This window comes from Pseudomonas sp. WS 5410, assembly GCF_012985645.1.
Taxonomy (GTDB): Bacteria; Pseudomonadota; Gammaproteobacteria; order Pseudomonadales; family Pseudomonadaceae; genus Aquipseudomonas; species Aquipseudomonas shahriarae.
The window spans coordinates 1-15612 of record NZ_JAAQWS010000028.1; the positions used below are offsets into that span (position 1 = coordinate 1).

Annotated in this window: 9 protein-coding genes; 1 reads left to right on the forward strand and 8 read right to left on the reverse strand. The window is 62.4% G+C overall.

From position 1 onward, the window contains the following. Positions 1–618: 618 nt before the first annotated feature. The 8 genes from HBO24_RS27025 to HBO24_RS27060 all read right to left on the reverse strand — a co-directional run bounded on the left by HBO24_RS27025 (position 619) and on the right by HBO24_RS27060 (position 9758). The gene (locus HBO24_RS27025; RefSeq protein ID WP_057959835.1) at positions 619–2259 is read right to left on the reverse strand and encodes a BatD family protein; all 1641 of its coding nucleotides are present in this window, start codon (positions 2257–2259) and stop codon (positions 619–621) included. After that, positions 2256–3992, reverse strand: coding sequence for a tetratricopeptide repeat protein (locus HBO24_RS27030; protein WP_170060705.1), 1737 nt, complete (start codon positions 3990–3992; stop codon positions 2256–2258). The genes HBO24_RS27025 and HBO24_RS27030 overlap by 4 nt, the downstream gene beginning before the upstream one ends. Next, positions 3989–5077, reverse strand: a complete 1089-nt coding sequence (locus HBO24_RS27035; protein ID WP_057444734.1) for a VWA domain-containing protein — start codon at positions 5075–5077, stop codon at positions 3989–3991. The genes HBO24_RS27030 and HBO24_RS27035 overlap by 4 nt, the downstream gene beginning before the upstream one ends. Continuing rightward, positions 5070–5564 (reverse strand): DUF4381 domain-containing protein, encoded by a 495-nt coding sequence (locus HBO24_RS27040; protein WP_057438644.1) that lies wholly within the window; start codon positions 5562–5564, stop codon positions 5070–5072. Before HBO24_RS27040 ends, HBO24_RS27035 begins: the two co-directional genes overlap by 8 nt. Further along, positions 5561–6493, reverse strand: a complete 933-nt coding sequence (locus tag HBO24_RS27045; protein ID WP_170060706.1) for a DUF58 domain-containing protein — start codon at positions 6491–6493, stop codon at positions 5561–5563. The genes HBO24_RS27040 and HBO24_RS27045 overlap by 4 nt, the downstream gene beginning before the upstream one ends. Positions 6494–6498: 5 nt before the next feature. Next, positions 6499–7458, reverse strand: a complete 960-nt coding sequence (locus HBO24_RS27050) for a MoxR family ATPase (RefSeq protein ID WP_057959832.1) — start codon at positions 7456–7458, stop codon at positions 6499–6501. A gap of 247 nt (positions 7459–7705) precedes the next feature. Further along, positions 7706–8059 carry a hypothetical protein gene (locus tag HBO24_RS27055; protein ID WP_057959831.1) on the reverse strand — a complete coding sequence of 118 codons (354 nt, stop codon included), beginning with the start codon at positions 8057–8059 and terminating at the stop codon, positions 7706–7708. Between the two features lie 94 nt (positions 8060–8153). Then, positions 8154–9758 (reverse strand): DUF6543 domain-containing protein, encoded by a 1605-nt coding sequence (locus HBO24_RS27060; RefSeq protein WP_170060707.1) that lies wholly within the window; start codon positions 9756–9758, stop codon positions 8154–8156. 527 nt (positions 9759–10285) lie between these two features. On the opposite strand from HBO24_RS27060, the gene HBO24_RS27065 reads away from it, so the two are divergent. Continuing rightward, a complete protein-coding gene (locus tag HBO24_RS27065; protein WP_057959829.1) occupies positions 10286–15145 on the forward strand; it encodes an NAD-glutamate dehydrogenase in 4860 nt (1619 codons plus the stop codon). Positions 15146–15612 lie beyond the last annotated feature (467 nt).

Sequence of the window (15612 nt, forward strand, 5' to 3'; positions counted from 1 at the left end):
CAGGCATTGCTCCGTGGGCCCGCCGCGATCGGCCATCCCTGGCCGTGTCGCGGCTACCCCGGCATCCATGCCGGGGTGCCCACTGCGCAATACCTGCCTGCGGCCATCGTGGTTTAACGGGGCGCCTGAGATCAAGATCAAAAGCCAGATCAAAAACAGAGCAACAGCAAAGCCAGAGCGGGAAGCTGCATTCCCCTGTGGGAGCTGGCTTTGACGATCAGGTCGGCTGTCAGGCCGCCTCGCTTTGCTTTTGATCTGAGGCGCCCCGTTAAACCACGCTGGCCGTTATCCGATTTTGATTTGGGGGGTAAACCGGCAGGACGCCGGTTTAGCCGCGCTGGGCCATGGATGGCCCATCGCGGCGGCCCCCCAAATCAATGTCGGATGACGGGCACACCGAGCCTAGGCGAGGTGCCGAGTGGTGGGGCAAGAGCCCTTTGCTTACTTTGGGGCTTTCCAAAGTGAGCCGCCGTAAGGGCGGAACCAATAGCCGCCGTAACCGCAGCAACGGATATGTACACAACCCCGCCATCACCGACAAGCCAGCTCCCACAGCAGTCCACGCATGCCCCAACGAATATGCCTGCGCCGAGCTCAATGTCGCTACAGCATGGCCAGTTACTTGGGATACAGCGGCGGCAAGCTGGTGCTGTCGGCCACCGGCGCCTGTTCGCGCTCGGCCATGGGAATGGCCTTGATCGCCCGCCACAGCTCCTCACCCTGCCAATACTGGCCGGTTTCGCTGTAGAGCGCGCCGTTCAGCCCATCCAGGGCATCGGACAAGGGCACAAACCGCGCCGCCATGTCCGCCAGGGTTTCCGGTTGTTGGCGTGCCCAGGCATCCAGCGCCTGGCGTGTGGCCTGGGGGTCATTGGCCTGGCTCGCGCGCTTGAGGTCGTCGAGCAAGGTGCGGGGGCTGGGCCCGGTCTGGGCGGCGCGCTGGATTGCCGGGCGGGAGCGGGCCCGCCACCACAGGCCGAAGCCGAGCAGGGTGGTGCCGGCGAGGAGCAGGCTGGTAAGTTGCCAGATCCACAGGCGGCCATCGTCCGGTGCGGTGATTACGGTGGGGGTGGCCGGGGTGTCGACCACCAGGCTCGGGTTGACCGCCACTTGCAGGGTGCGGGCCGGCAGGCTGGTGCGTTCCAGATGGTCTTCATGGGTGTTCCACCACACCACCTCCACCGCCGGCAGCTCCAGGGCGCCGGCGCGGTTGGGCACCAGGGCCTCGCGGTCTTCGCGGCTGCCGATCACCCCGCGCTCGCTGCTCTGGTTGCTCAACACCGGCTGGTCGGGGTAACGCCGCAGGCCGGCGATTTCGGTGCTCGGCAGCGCCGGTAACTGGGCACTGGCCAAGCCTTCGGCCTTGAGGGTGAGGATGCGGGTCAGGGAGTCGCCGACCTGCACGTTCGTAGGTTCCGGGTTCCAGCTTTCACCCAGGCTCAGGCTGCGCGCCGGCAGCCAGGGGGCGTCTGCGGGGTACAGGGCCGGCTTGGGCTTGACCGTCAGGGGGATTTCGGTGGAATTGACATGCAACAGCTTGCCGGGCCTGGGTGCCTGGGGCGTGGTGCCCTGGGCCGGGCGCGGTTCGACTTGGGTGGCACTGAATATTTGCGCCGGGATCAGCAGTTGCCCGCTGTGTTGCGGGTAGATCCCATAGCGCATTTCGATCACGCCGTGGCGCACGCCGTTGATGACTTTTTCATAGGTGCGCGAATCGCCCACCTGCTCGACCCGCGCGTCAGACAACTGCAACGGCGTCAGGCTGCTGTCGTCATACAGCGCCACCGAGTGGTAGATGCGCACCGTCAGCAGGGCCTGGGCCTGCACATAGACGCTGCCCTCATCGAGGCTGGCTTCGATGAATACCGGTTCCAGTTGATTGTCACTGTCCTGGCCCAGGGTTTCGTCCACTTGCAGGCTGATCGCCTGGGTCTTGAGTTCGCCCAGTTGCAGCGGCGGGATCACCACGGTGCCGGTGGTCTTGGGCTGCAAGGTGATGATCCAGCGAGTGGTGGCGTGGTTGCTGCCGTCAAGGGTGGTGAGTTGGTTGATCTGGCGGGTGCCACGCACGTCGAACAGCGGGTCCAGGGGCGCCAGGTCCGGCTTGCCGAACTGGGTGACGTCGTTGGACTCGATTGTCAGCTCCACCGTTTCCCCGGAATTGACGCGGCTGCGGTCGATACTGGCGGCCAGGTCGGCCGCCTGGGCGTGACCGGCCCACAGCGCTAGCAATAAGACAAAGGGGGTGCAGCGGCTCATCGAGTCTTGTCCTGATTTTGTTGCTGTTCGTACCAGAATTTGCGTCGCAACAACTCGCCGGGGTTGTCCGGGATCTGTCGCAGCCACTGTTCCAGGGCCTGGCGGTGCTCCTCGTCGAGGTTGCTCTCGGTGGGGCGCAAGGGCGGCGTCGTGGTTTGTTCGTCGCCCAGTTCGCTGCCGGGTACTTCGTTGTTGCCGGCAACGGGCGGGGTGCCGGTTTGTGTGTCAGCCGTGCCTGCCTGGCCCGCGCCCTGGGGCGATTGTTCGCCGCCGTTGGCCTGTTGGCCGCTGTCGCCCGGTTGTGCAGTTTGGCCGGGTTGGGTGGATTCGTCATCCTCGTTTTTTTCCGGTGCGGGCGGCTCAGGTTCTGGCTCTTCCAGCAGCAGGCTCTCGACAAGGGCTTTGTTTTTCAGGGCGGGCTGCAAGTCCGGCTGGGCTTCCAGGGCTTGCTCATAGGCGTCTATCGCGGCTTCCAGCTCACCGGTGCGGGCCAGGGCATTGCCACGATTGTAGTGGGAATAGGCATCACTGCCTTCGGCAAAACGCCGGGCCGCCTCGGCATAGTTGCCCGCCTCGTACAGGGCGACACCCTGCCATTGCGGGTTTTCAAAGTGTTCGGCGGCTTCGGCCGGGCGTTTGTGCTTGAGCAGGTACTGGCCCTGTTGATCGGGGCGCAGCCATAGGTCGTCAAAGCTGAACGCGTAGCTCGGCTGCGGCGCGGCCAGGAGCAGCAACGGCAGGCAGAACAGCCAGCCACGGCGCCCGGCGCAGGCGGCAAGCAGCAGCAAGGGCAGCAATAGCCAGTAACCCTGGTCGGCCCAGGTGTCCAGTTGCAGGCGCTGACCGTCGTCGCGCAGGTTTTGCGGGCCGTCCAGCAGGCCCAGGCCACGCAGGTCCTTGTCGTCCAGGCGGGCCTGGCGATAGCGGCCGCCCATTTCGCTGGCAAAGGCCTTGAGCGTCGGGCTGTCCAGGCGCGGGATCAGGATCGCGCCTTGTTCGTCCTTGAGGAACTCGCCACTTTCCTGGGTCACTGGCGTGCCTTCGCGGCTGCCGATGCCGAGGATCGACAGGCTCGGCGCCTGGCCTTGCAGCAGCAGGCGAATGCCCTGGCGTTCCTGCTTGGACAGCGACGAGCCAATCAACAACAGGCGACCCTGGCCCAGGCCGCCGTGCTTGAGCAGGCCCAGGGCTTTTTCCACTGCCAGGTCGGCACGATGGCCGGCCTCGGGCATGATCGACGGGCGCAGGGCTTCCAGCAGGTTGCGGCTGGTGGCCAGGTCGTCGGACAGTGGCACCAGCGTGTGGGCGCTGCCGGCATACACGACGATGGCGGTCTGCGCATCGCTGCGCGCCTGCAGCAGATCCACCAGCTTGCGCCGCGCCTGCTCCAGGCGGTTGGGCGGGCTGTCGGTGGCAAGCATCTCTGGGGTCAGCTCCAGCAGCACCACCAGCGGGTCGGCGGGCTTCTGGCTGATCTGTTCGACCCGTTGCCAGCCGGGGCCGAGCAAGGCCAGCACCGCCAGCAGCCAGGCCAGGCCCAGCAACAGCCATGGTGACTTGCTTTCCCGGCCATTGCCGCCACTGAGCAGGGCGGCGTGGAAGGCCGGCGGCAGGATCATCTGCCAGCGCCCGGCGCGTTTTTGCCGGTGCCACAGTTGCCACAGCAACCAGCCGAGGACGGGCAGCAGCAATAGCCACCAGGGGCGGAACCAGTGCGGCCATAAAGCGATCATCGACGCCTCCGCAAGCGCAGGCGTTTAAGGCGTTGCCGCCATTGCGGGTGCTGTTGCAGGAAATGGCCCTTGGTCGAGAGTTTGTTGAGCAGCCGTTGCAGGGCGTTGTCCGGCCAGCGTTCCTGGATCACCAGCAGCAGGCTGAGAAACAGCGCCAGGGCCAGCGGCCCGCTATACAGCGCCTGGGTCGGGCGGGCCTGGGTTGGTTGTTGCGCCACCGGCTCCAGCTGGTCGAGGGTTTGTTTGATCGCTTGCAACTCGGCGCCGTCATGGGCGCGGAAATACTGCCCGCCGGTGGTCTGGGCGATGGCCTTGAGCGCCGGCTCGTCGAGGTCCAGGCTGGGGTTGAGGCCGAGCATGCCCAGGCTGCCGGTCTGTTCGGGGCTGGCGCCAATGCCGATGGGGTAGATTTTCACGCCTTCTTCGGCGGCCAGGCGGGCGGCGGTCAATGGGTCGATTTCGCCGCCATTGTTGGCCCCGTCGGTGACCAGGATCAGCACCCGGCTTTGTGCCGGGCGTTGCCGCAGGCGTTTGAGGGCCAGGCCAATGGCGTCGCCAATCGCGGTGTTTTTCCCGGCGATGCCGATGCGTGCCTCATCCAGCCAAGTGCGCACGGTGCGCCGGTCGAAGGTCAGCGGTGCCTGCAGGTAGGCCTGGCTGCCAAATAGGATCAGGCCAACGCGGTCGCCCTCGCGGCTTTCGAGAAAGTCGCCAAGCAGGTGCTTGACCAGGCTCAGGCGGCTGACGTCTTCGTCCTGCCATTGCATATCGGGGAAGTCCATGGAGCCGGACACGTCCACCGCCACCAACAGGTCGCGGCCGCTGGCGGCAATCGGCAACGGTTCGCCGAGCCATTCCGGGCGGGCGGCGGCGGTCAGCAGCAACAACCACAGCACCACGAACGGCGCTTGTTGGCGCCAGCCTGGCAGGTTGATGCGCGCGCGGCGCCGGGCCAGGCCTTCGAGGTCGCCCAGAAAGCTGACTTTCAAGGCCGGCTCGCCGCTGTCGGCCACCGGCAGGATCAGCCGCATCAGCCAGGGCAGGGGCAGCAGGGCAAAGACCCACGGCCAGGCGAACTCAAACATGTTTGCGAATCCAGGTGTCGACCGCTTGCGTCAGGCCGGCGATGGCCTTGTCGTCGAGCTTGCATTCGGGTTTGTAGGCGCCCTCGACGAGGACCATCCAGCGCGTGAGGCCGGCGGCCGGGCAGCGGTTGTCGAGAAAGGCCAGCCATTTGCGCCCGTTGAGGGTGTGGCTCTGGCTGTAGGGGTAGTCGTTGCGGCACAGGCGCTTGAGCAGGCCGTTGAGCTGCTGCAGCCAGGCGCCGGCCGGTGCGCCGTCGTAGGGCTTGGGCATCAGCGCCAGTTCCGCGAGGGCGGCAATACGCAGCGGGTCCAGGGGCTGTTCGGCCCGGGCCAGGGGGCGTTTGCTCGGCAGGAAGCGCCGCAGCCGCCACAAGCCCCAGCCCGCCAGGGGGATCAGCGCCAGCAACAGCCACCAGCCCGGCGCCGGCGGCCAGAAACCAATGGCCGGTGGGGCGATCAGCGGTTGCAACTGGTCCAGGCTGCTCATGGCTTTTTCACCGGGCGTTGCGGGTTGAGGTATTCGCGCAGTTGCTCGACCATTTCGCTCTGGGTGCTCAATGGCATCAGCAGTACCCGCAGTTTTTGCGCGAGCAATTCCCAGCGGGCGATGCGTGCTTCGGCCTGGGCCTTGTAGGCCTGGCGCAGCTCGAAGTTCAAGGTGTCGATTTCCAATTGCGCGCCGCGCTCGGCGAAACGCAGCAGCCCGGCGGCGGGCAGTGCGTGGTCCAGCGGGTCTGAGACCGGCAGCAGCAACAGGTCGCAATGGCGCGACAACAGGCTCAGTTGCTGCTCCGCGCCCTCGGTCAGGGCGCGCTCGTCGCAAATCACAATCACCAGGCTGCCGGGGCGCAGCACTTCGCGGCCTCGGCGCAGGGCCATGCCCAGGGCGTCGGCTTCGGGGCGGCTCTCGGTGTTGAGGCTCTGGTTGACCCGTACCAGGCGGTTGAGCAGTTGCAGCAGGCTTTGCTTGCTGCGCCGGGGCTTGATTTCGTAGTGCTCGTTATCGCCGAACACCAGGCCGCCGACCCGGTCGTTGTGGCCCAGCGCGGCCCAGCCGATGAGGCTTGCGGCCTGGGCGGCGAGGACCGACTTGAACATCAGCCCGGAGCCGAAAAACAGCCGGCAGCTTTGCTCCACCATGATAAAGATCGGCCGTTCGCGCTCTTCGTGGAACAGCTTGGTGTGGGGCTCCTGGGTGCGGGCGGTGACGCGCCAGTCGATGGTGCGCACATCGTCGCCGGCCTGGTACACCCGCACCTGATCGAAGTCCACGCCGCGCCCGCGCAGTTTGGAGTGGTGCAGGCCGATCAACGGGCTGCGCTGGCTGGGCGTGGAAAACAGCTGTACTTCGCGCACGCGATGGCGCATCTCGATCAATTCGCTGAGGCTGACATGGATCCCGTCGTCGGCATTCATGGAGATCAAGCGACGGCTACGACGTCGAGAATACGCTGCACCACGCGGTCCTGGTCGATGCCGGCCGCTTCGGCCTCGAACGACAGAATGATGCGGTGGCGCAGTACATCGAACAGCACCGCCTGGATATCTTCCGGGCTGACAAAGTCACGCCCGGCCAGCCAGGCGTGGGCGCGGGCGCAGCGATCAAGGGCAATCGAGCCCCGGGGGCTGGCGCCATAGGCAATCCACTCGGCCATTTCCGCGTCGAACTTGGCCGGGGTGCGCGTGGCCATGACCAGTTGCACCAGGTATTCCTCCACGGCGTCGGCCATGTACAGGCCGAGGATTTCCTTGCGCGCGGCGAAAATCGCCTGCTGGCTGACCCGCCGCTCGGGCTTTGTCTCGCCATTCAGCGCTTCGCCACGGGCCTGTTGCAGGATGCGCCGCTCCACGGCGGCATCGGGGAAGCCGATCTTGACGTGCATCAGGAAGCGGTCGAGCTGGGCTTCGGGCAGGGGATAGGTGCCTTCCTGCTCGATGGGGTTCTGCGTGGCCATTACCAAAAACAGCGGCGACAGCTCGTAGGTGCTGCGCCCGACGCTGACCTGGCGCTCGGCCATGGCTTCGAGCAGGGCCGACTGGACCTTGGCCGGAGCACGGTTGATCTCGTCCGCCAGCACCAGGTTGTGGAAGATCGGCCCTTGCTGGAACACGAAACTGCCGGTTTCCGGACGATAGATCTCGGTGCCGGTGATGTCGGCGGGCAACAGGTCGGGGGTGAACTGGATACGATGGAACTGTGCTTCGATCCCTTCGGCAAGCTCCTTGATGGCCTTGGTCTTGGCCAGGCCGGGAGCGCCCTCTACCAGCATATGGCCGTCGGCGAGCAGGGCAATGAGCAAACGCTCGATGAGTTTTTCCTGGCCGAGAATCTGCGTAGAAAGAAAGGTTCGCAGCGCGAGCAGCGCTTCACGATGTTCCATCAAAGACGGTTCCTGGAAAGATGAGCCTGGGGATTGGGAAAAATGCCAAGGCCTGGGGGGCCTACTTTAATGCATTGGAGGGGCTGGCGACTAATGAACCAGGGGGTATTTTTTTGCGATCTGTAGGAAAGGTCTGAGGTTTTTGGCGTTTATAAGGGTCTCATCGCGGGCAAGCCCGGCCTCCCACAGGTGGGGGCGGGCTTGTCGGGTCGCCGCATTGCCGCGATGGCGATTTAGCAGGTGCCCATCAAGGCGTGCGGATATAAGTGCCAGTGCCCTTGAGAATGTTCTGCAGGGTTTCTTCTACCTCGGCCAGGTCCGCCTCAGCGGTACCGTGATTGATCTGCAGGTGGTCGCTGCCGCCCAATGCGTCCTTGTCCGCCGCACCGATTTCCACCAGGAGGGTGGTCGCGCTCAGGGTGATCTTCAAGCCTTCCAGGGTCGAAGGCTCGTAGTCCCAGGTCAGTTCAACTTCGTCCTCATCTGGATAACGCGACAGCATGAACATCTCGCCATGGGTACCGTGGCAGCAGAGCATGGCCATGTTGTCTTCTTCGTCGTCGCAGGGGGTGGCGAGCAGGTGGGTGGTGGTCAGTTGCATGTAGAGTCCTGTCTGGAAAGGCGGCTTCAAGGCCGGCAGGCCTTGATTCTGCCATTGCATCGGGCTTTGTGTCGGCTTTTGTATCAAGCGGGCATCAGGTTTTGGAGGCCCAGGCACTGATTGCGCTGCTTAACGGTTTAAAGGCATTCCCCAAACCACTGGTGAACACAGGAAGAAGGGTTTTCACGGAACCTTCGCCAATGAGCTTGTCTGCCCCAGGGCGCCTGTGGATATAGCTGTCTATGCCAATGCCGAGTTGCGCGGTGCCCACCGCTGTGCTTGTGGCCGTCAGGGCAATGCCCAGCGGCGGGAAAGCGATTCCGAGTGGGGCTAAAAGAAGTAGCCCATATTTTGCCCAGTTCAAGTACTTGAACGCAGTCTTTGCGTTGACGTCGCGATTGAGGACGAATTGAAAACGAGTGGCGCTTTTCAGGTCTACCTCGGTGCGATGCTGGAGTTCCTCGAATGAACTTCCCTGGACAACCTGGCCATCGAATAGGCCACCCTCGTCAAAATAACCGAGCTTTTCTTGCGTGGAGGCAGGAAGGTCACCGTTAAGTACATCGCGGGTGTTGTCTACGAGTGCATCAATGCCTTTGGACAGGAATTCATTACCGAGGTCTTCGGGGCGGAAGTAAAGTTTGAAACTTTCGACGAATTGCGGATCTTTCATTTGCTCGGCCAGCCATTTATTCATTTCTTTCTTGGAGTCGAAGCCTTTCAACGGAGACGCCTGGCCAGGTAGATACAACAAGACCCTGCCGGTGGTCTTATCCTGGGTGTAAAAAGCGCGCATGGGGAAACCTTTGAATGTGAGGAATTTGGTTTCCAGATTCGGGTCAGCCTTGTAGGGCTGTGTCAGGTCATTTTGATTAAGGGATAGGTAACTTTTGTCGGCCGGCATGCCCGCGACACCCATGGCAATCTGGCGATCGTTTTCGGTAAGAGACTTGTCATGGTGTTGAACGTGTGACGCTTTCAAAAACGCGCCTCTCGCCGCTTCGGAGTAGGCATGGCGGGAGTTGCCGTTCCAGTAATTGTTAAGGTACTGGTCATAAGGGGATTTATAACTGTTATCCCATACCATCTGTTTGAACTCAGTTGCCGGGATATCGACCCTCTTGCTCGCATCATAGGTATTCGCAGACCCCTGTTGCGGCTCCGTGTAAATCCCTTGAAAGTGGCTGGTGAACCCCGTCTCATTTGGGCGCGGGAACCTACCAAAGGCGTCAGGCTTATCTGTATGTTTTGAACTTTTCCTTATTTCAAAAGGGCCGTCCTCTTTTGAACGTATCGCCCCGTGGAAGTCAGGCTCTTCCTGCTGGTTGAGCCTCGCTGCCTGAGTCAGGGATATTTTTTGAACAATGACCCCGCTGTAAGGTGGGGTATTGGTGCGGTGATCATACTGAATGCTCACTAAGTAGGTATTATCGGGGTCAATATCTTTACCGAACTTTTCCTTTATCTGACGCTTTACTTCCATGGATGTAATTTCATCTGCCGTCTTGGGCTGCTTGTACTGGCTGATGAGTTGTTCGACGGCCTTGTTGCTGGATAGGGGCGCTTTGAAATAGGGCGCCGGAAAGTGCGGCGTGGAGGCAGCGGGGGCATTGTCCGAACTTGATCGTGCAGTGGGCTGGAAGAAAGAGCCACGGTTCCCACCGGGTGGGACGTTAAGGGAGGAAGAGTGTACGTTCAATTGAGCCTCGTTGAGTGGTAATAGGGCCTTTATGGGCATGACTGCCTACGCACACTAAGTGACTGAATTTTGAAATACGGTTCCTGCGTGGAGCTGGGAATTAGATTGTACGAGTGTATGAATATTTACCTGTCAGCACTCTCGCCGAGCCTGCATGGCCGCCCACTTTCAATCGCTAGCCACCCCTTGACTGGCGGGAGGGGTTGCTCTTGGTGCAACCGCCCATTGCCGGGTGTTGACCGAATATGTCGCAGTGCAGTAAGCAGCCTGCTCGCCGCACTCGTTAAGCTGCGCAACGGGTGTACCTTCTGCGTGACTCTGGCCTGCCCGTCGTGTCGTCATCCGCCGGTGGTGCATCCAGTGGACGTCGAATGTGACCTCAGGGTCTTGTCCAGCTTCACCCACCTGTCACCCTGATTCGTCTATGGTGCTTATCATCAGCACCTGCGAACAGACATGACGGCCTCCCCATCAGGGGACAACACGCGACGCTTCCATCAATAACAAGCCCAAGCGGAGTACCACAGATGGCGTTCTTCACCGCAGCCAGCAAAGCCGACTTCCAGCATCAACTGCAAGCGGCACTGGCGCAGCACATCAGTGAACAGGCACTGCCACAAGTGGCGCTGTTCGCTGAACAATTCTTCGGCATCATTTCCCTGGACGAGCTGACCCAGCGTCGCATGTCCGACCTGGCCGGTTGCACCCTGTCTGCCTGGCGCCTGCTTGAGCGCTTTGATCACACCCAGCCGCAAGTGCGGGTCTACAACCCCGACTACGAACGCCACGGCTGGCAGTCGACCCACACTGCGGTCGAGGTCTTGCACCATGACCTGCCGTTCCTCGTGGATTCGGTGCGCACTGAGCTGAACCGTCGCGGCTACAGCATCCATACCCTGCAAACCACCGTACTCAGCGTGCGCCGTGGCAAGAAGGGCGAGTTGCTGGAAATCCTGCCCAAGGGCACCCAGGGCGAAGACGTCCTGCAAGAATCCCTGATGTACCTGGAGATCGACCGCTGCGCCAACGCCGCCGAGCTGAACGTCCTGAGCAAGGAACTTGAGCAGGTACTGGGCGAAGTGCGGGTGGCCGTGGCTGATTTCGAGCCGATGAAAGCCAAGGTCCAGGAGCTGCTGGACAGCATCGACAACAGCCCGTTGACCATCGACGGTGAAGAAAAGGCCGAGATCAAGAGTTTCCTGGAATGGCTGGTGGGCAACCACTTCACCTTCCTCGGCTATGAAGAATTTGTGGTACGTGACGAGAAGGACGGCGGTCATCTGGAATATGACGCCAACTCCTTCCTCGGCCTGACCAAACTGCTGCGCGCCGGCCTCACCGCTGAAGACCTGCGCATCGAAGATTACGCCGTGGCCTACCTGCGCGAGCCGACCGTGTTGTCGTTCGCCAAGGCCGCGCACCCAAGCCGTGTACACCGTCCGGCTTACCCTGACTACGTGTCGATCCGCCAGATTGATGCTGATGGCAAGGTCGTCAAGGAATGCCGCTTCATGGGCCTCTACACCTCCTCGGTGTACGGCGAAAGCGTGCGGGTGATTCCTTATATCCGCCGCAAGGTCGCGGAAATCGAGCGCCGCTCGGGCTTCCAGGCCAAGGCGCACCTGGGCAAGGAGCTGGCCCAGGTGGTTGAAGTGCTGCCCCGCGACGACCTGTTCCAGACCCCGGTGGACGAGCTGTTCAGCACCGTGATGTCGATCGTGCAGATCCAGGAACGCAACAAGATCCGCGTGTTCCTGCGCAAAGACCCGTACGGCCGTTTCTGCTACTGCCTGGCCTACGTGCCGCGCGATATCTACTCCACCGAAGTGCGCCAGAAGATCCAGCAAGTGCTGATGGATCGCCTGAAAGCCTCGGACTGCGAATTCTGGACGTTTTTCTCCGAGTCCGTACTGGCCCGTGTCCAGCTGATTCTGCGGGTCGATCCGAAGAACCGCCTGGATATCGACCCGCTGCTCCTGGAAAAAGAAGTGGTGCAGGCCTGCCGCAGCTGGCAGGACGACTACGCGAGCCTGGTGGTCGAGAGCTTCGGCGAAGCCCACGGCACCAACGTGCTGGCGGATTTCCCGAAAGGCTTCCCGGCAGGCTACCGCGAGCGCTTTGCCGCGCACTCGGCCGTAGTCGACATGCAGCACCTGTTGAACCTGACCGAAGCCAAGCCACTGGTGATGAGCTTCTACCAGCCTTTGGGCCACGTGACCGGCCAGCAGGAATTGCACTGCAAGCTGTACCACGCTGACACCCCGCTGGCGTTGTCGGATGTACTGCCGATCCTCGAGAACCTCGGCCTGCGCGTGCTCGGTGAGTTCCCGTACCGCCTGCGCCACGCCAATGGCCGCGAGTTCTGGATCCATGACTTTGCGTTCACCGCCGCCGAAGGCCTGAACCTCGATATCCAGCAGCTCAACGACACCCTGCAGGATGCGTTCGTGCACATCGTCAATGGCGATGCCGAGAACGATGCATTCAACCGCCTGGTACTGACTGCCGGCTTGCCATGGCGTGACGTGGCGCTGCTGCGTGCTTATGCCCGTTACCTGAAGCAGATCCGCCTGGGCTTCGACCTGGGTTACATCGCCAGCACCCTGAACAACCACACCGACATCGCCCGCGAGTTGACCCGGTTGTTCAAGACGCGCTTCTACCTGGCGCGCAAGCTGACTGCCGACGACCTGGAAGACAAGCAGCAGCGCCTGGAGCAAGCGATCCTCAACGCCCTGGACGATGTGCAGGTGCTTAACGAAGACCGGATCCTGCGGCGCTACCTGGACCTGATCAAGGCCACCCTGCGCACCAACTTCTACCAGGCGGATGCCAACGGCCAGAACAAGTCGTACTTCAGCTTCAAGTTCAACCCCCACGCTATTCCCGAGTTGCCCAAGCCAGTGCCGAAGTTTGAAATCTTCGTCTACTCGCCGCGGGTCGAAGGCGTGCACCTGCGCTTTGGTAACGTTGCCCGTGGCGGCCTGCGCTGGTCCGACCGTGAAGAAGACTTCCGCACCGAAGTGCTGGGCCTGGTGAAAGCCCAGCAGGTGAAGAACTCGGTGATCGTGCCGGTCGGCGCCAAGGGCGGCTTCCTGCCGCGTCGCCTGCCATTGGGCGGCAGCCGGGACGAGATCGCGGCCGAGGGCATCGCCTGCTACCGCATCTTCATTTCCGGTCTGTTGGACATTACCGACAACCTGAAAGACGGTGCCCTGGTGCCGCCGTTGAACGTGGTCCGCCACGACAACGACGACCCGTACCTGGTAGTGGCGGCCGACAAAGGTACCGCGACCTTCTCCGATATCGCCAACGGCATCGCCATCGACTACGGCTTCTGGCTGGGCGATGCGTTTGCCTCTGGTGGTTCGGCCGGTTACGACCACAAGAAAATGGGCATCACCGCCAAGGGCGCGTGGGTCGGTGTGCAGCGTCACTTCCGTGAGCGCGGCATCAATGTGCAGAAAGACAGCATTACCGTGGTCGGCGTCGGCGACATGGCCGGTGACGTGTTCGGCAACGGCTTGTTGATGTCCGACAAGCTGCAACTGGTCGCGGCCTTCAACCACCTGCATATCTTTATCGATCCAAACCCGAACCCGGAAACCAGCTTCATCGAGCGCCAGCGTATGTTTGAGCTGCCGCGTTCGGCCTGGTCGGACTACGACACCAGCATCATGTCTGAAGGTGGCGGGATCTTCTCACGCAGCGCCAAAAGCATTGCCATCTCGCCCCAGATGAAAGAACGCTTCGACATCCAGGCCGACAAGCTGACCCCGACCGAGCTGCTGAACGCCTTGCTCAAGGCGCCGGTGGACCTGTTGTGGAACGGCGGTATCGGCACCTACGTCAAGGCCAGCACCGAAAGCCACGCCGATGTCGGCGACAAGGCCAACGACGCGCTGCGCGTCAACGGCAACGAGCTGCGCTGCAAAGTAGTGGGCGAGGGCGGTAACCTGGGCATGACCCAGCTGGGTCGCGTGGAATTCGGCCTCAATGGCGGCGGTTCCAACACCGACTTTATCGACAACGCCGGTGGTGTGGACTGCTCCGACCACGAAGTGAACATCAAGATCCTGCTCAACGAAGTGGTGCAGGCTGGCGACATGACCGACAAGCAACGCAACCAGTTGCTGGCGAGCATGACCGACGAAGTCGGCAGCCTGGTGTTGGGCAACAACTACAAGCAGACCCAGGCCCTGTCCCTGGCGGCGCGCAAAGCCTACGAGCGTGCGGCCGAGTACAAGCGTCTGATGAGCGACCTGGAAGGCCGCGGCAAGCTGGACCGCGCCATCGAGTACCTGCCGACCGAGGAGCAGCTCGTCGAGCGCGCCGCGAGCGGCAAGGGCCTGACCCGTCCGGAACTGTCGGTGCTGATTTCCTACAGCAAGATCGACCTCAAGGAAGCGCTGCTCAAGTCCCTGGTACCGGATGACGACTACCTGACCCGCGACATGGAGACCGCGTTCCCGCCGAGCCTGGTGGCCAAGTTCGGCGAGGCCATGCGTCGCCACCGCCTCAAGCGCGAGATCGTCAGCACCCAGATCGCCAACGACCTGGTCAACCACATGGGCATCACCTTCGTGCAACGCCTCAAAGAGTCGACCGGCATGAGCCCGGCGAACGTGGCGGGCGCCTATGTGATCGTGCGCGACATCTTCCACCTCCCGCACTGGTTCCGTCAGATCGAAGCCCTGGATCACCAGGTCTCGGCTGAAGTGCAACTGGCGCTGATGGACGAACTGATGCGCCTGGGCCGTCGGGCTACCCGCTGGTTCCTGCGCAGCCGTCGCAACGAGCAGGATGCCGCGCGTGATGTGGCGCACTTCGGTCCGCACTTGGCGGCGTTGGGCCTCAAGCTCGACGAACTGCTGGAAGGCCCGACCCGCGAAGGCTGGCAGAACCGTTACCAGGCCTATGTCGAAGCCGGTGTGCCTGAGCTGTTGGCGCGCATGGTTGCCGGCACCACGCACCTGTACACCTTGCTGCCGATCATCGAGGCTGCTGACGTTACCGGTCAGAGCGCTGCCGATGTGGCCAAGGCCTACTTCGCCGTGGGCAGCGCCCTGGACTTGCCGTGGTACCTGCAGCAGATCAGCGATCTGCCGGTGGGTAACAACTGGCAGGCCCAGGCCCGCGAAGCCTTCCGCGATGACGTGGACTGGCAGCAACGGGCGATCACCATCAAGGTTCTGCAAATGGCCGATGCGCCAGAAGACATGGAAGCCCGCGTGGCCCTGTGGCTTGAGCAGAACGCGAGCATGGTCGAACGCTGGCGCGCGATGATGGTGGAAATCCGGGCTGCGGTCGGCACGGACTACGCCATGTACGCGGTGGCCAACCGGGAACTGCTGGACCTGGCCATGAGTGGTCAAGCGGTGCTGTAATCGGCTGCTAGCGCGTTAAAACAAAGCCCCGTCTCGCGAGAGACGGGGCTTTTTGTTTTCACTCGATTCAATGTGGGGTGTATGCAAAATTTGCTGCCCCTGGTGCCCCTTGTGGGAGCGGGCTTGCCCGCGATAGCGGCTGTCCAGTCACTACTTCTGGCAACTGACCCACCGCCATCGCAGGCAAGCCAGCTCCCACATTTGATTTGTGGTGGTGCCAACATTCTCTGCCCCGCGCAGATCCCCTGTGGGAGCGGGCTTGCTCGCGATAGTGGCAGTCCAGTCACTACTTCTGGCAACTGATCGACCGCCATCGCAGGCAAGCCAGCTCCCACATTTGATTTGTGGTGGTACCAACATTCTCTTCGCCAGTGAGGTCCCCTGTGGGAGCGGGCTTGCCCGCGATAGCGGCAGTCCAGTCACTACTTCTGGCAACTGATCCACCGCCATCGCAGGCAAGCCAGCTC

Coding starts and splice junctions, on each gene's coding strand:
- HBO24_RS27025 (WP_057959835.1), bottom strand. CDS start 2,259: ATGAGCCGCTGCACCCCCTTTGTCTTATTGCTAGCGCTGTGGGCCGGT.
- HBO24_RS27030 (WP_170060705.1), bottom strand. CDS start 3,992: ATGATCGCTTTATGGCCGCACTGGTTCCGCCCCTGGTGGCTATTGCTG.
- HBO24_RS27035 (WP_057444734.1), bottom strand. CDS start 5,077: ATGTTTGAGTTCGCCTGGCCGTGGGTCTTTGCCCTGCTGCCCCTGCCC.
- HBO24_RS27040 (WP_057438644.1), bottom strand. CDS start 5,564: ATGAGCAGCCTGGACCAGTTGCAACCGCTGATCGCCCCACCGGCCATT.
- HBO24_RS27045 (WP_170060706.1), bottom strand. CDS start 6,493: ATGAATGCCGACGACGGGATCCATGTCAGCCTCAGCGAATTGATCGAG.
- HBO24_RS27050 (WP_057959832.1), bottom strand. CDS start 7,458: ATGGAACATCGTGAAGCGCTGCTCGCGCTGCGAACCTTTCTTTCTACG.
- HBO24_RS27055 (WP_057959831.1), bottom strand. CDS start 8,059: ATGCAACTGACCACCACCCACCTGCTCGCCACCCCCTGCGACGACGAA.
- HBO24_RS27065 (WP_057959829.1), top strand. CDS start 10,286: ATGGCGTTCTTCACCGCAGCCAGCAAAGCCGACTTCCAGCATCAACTG.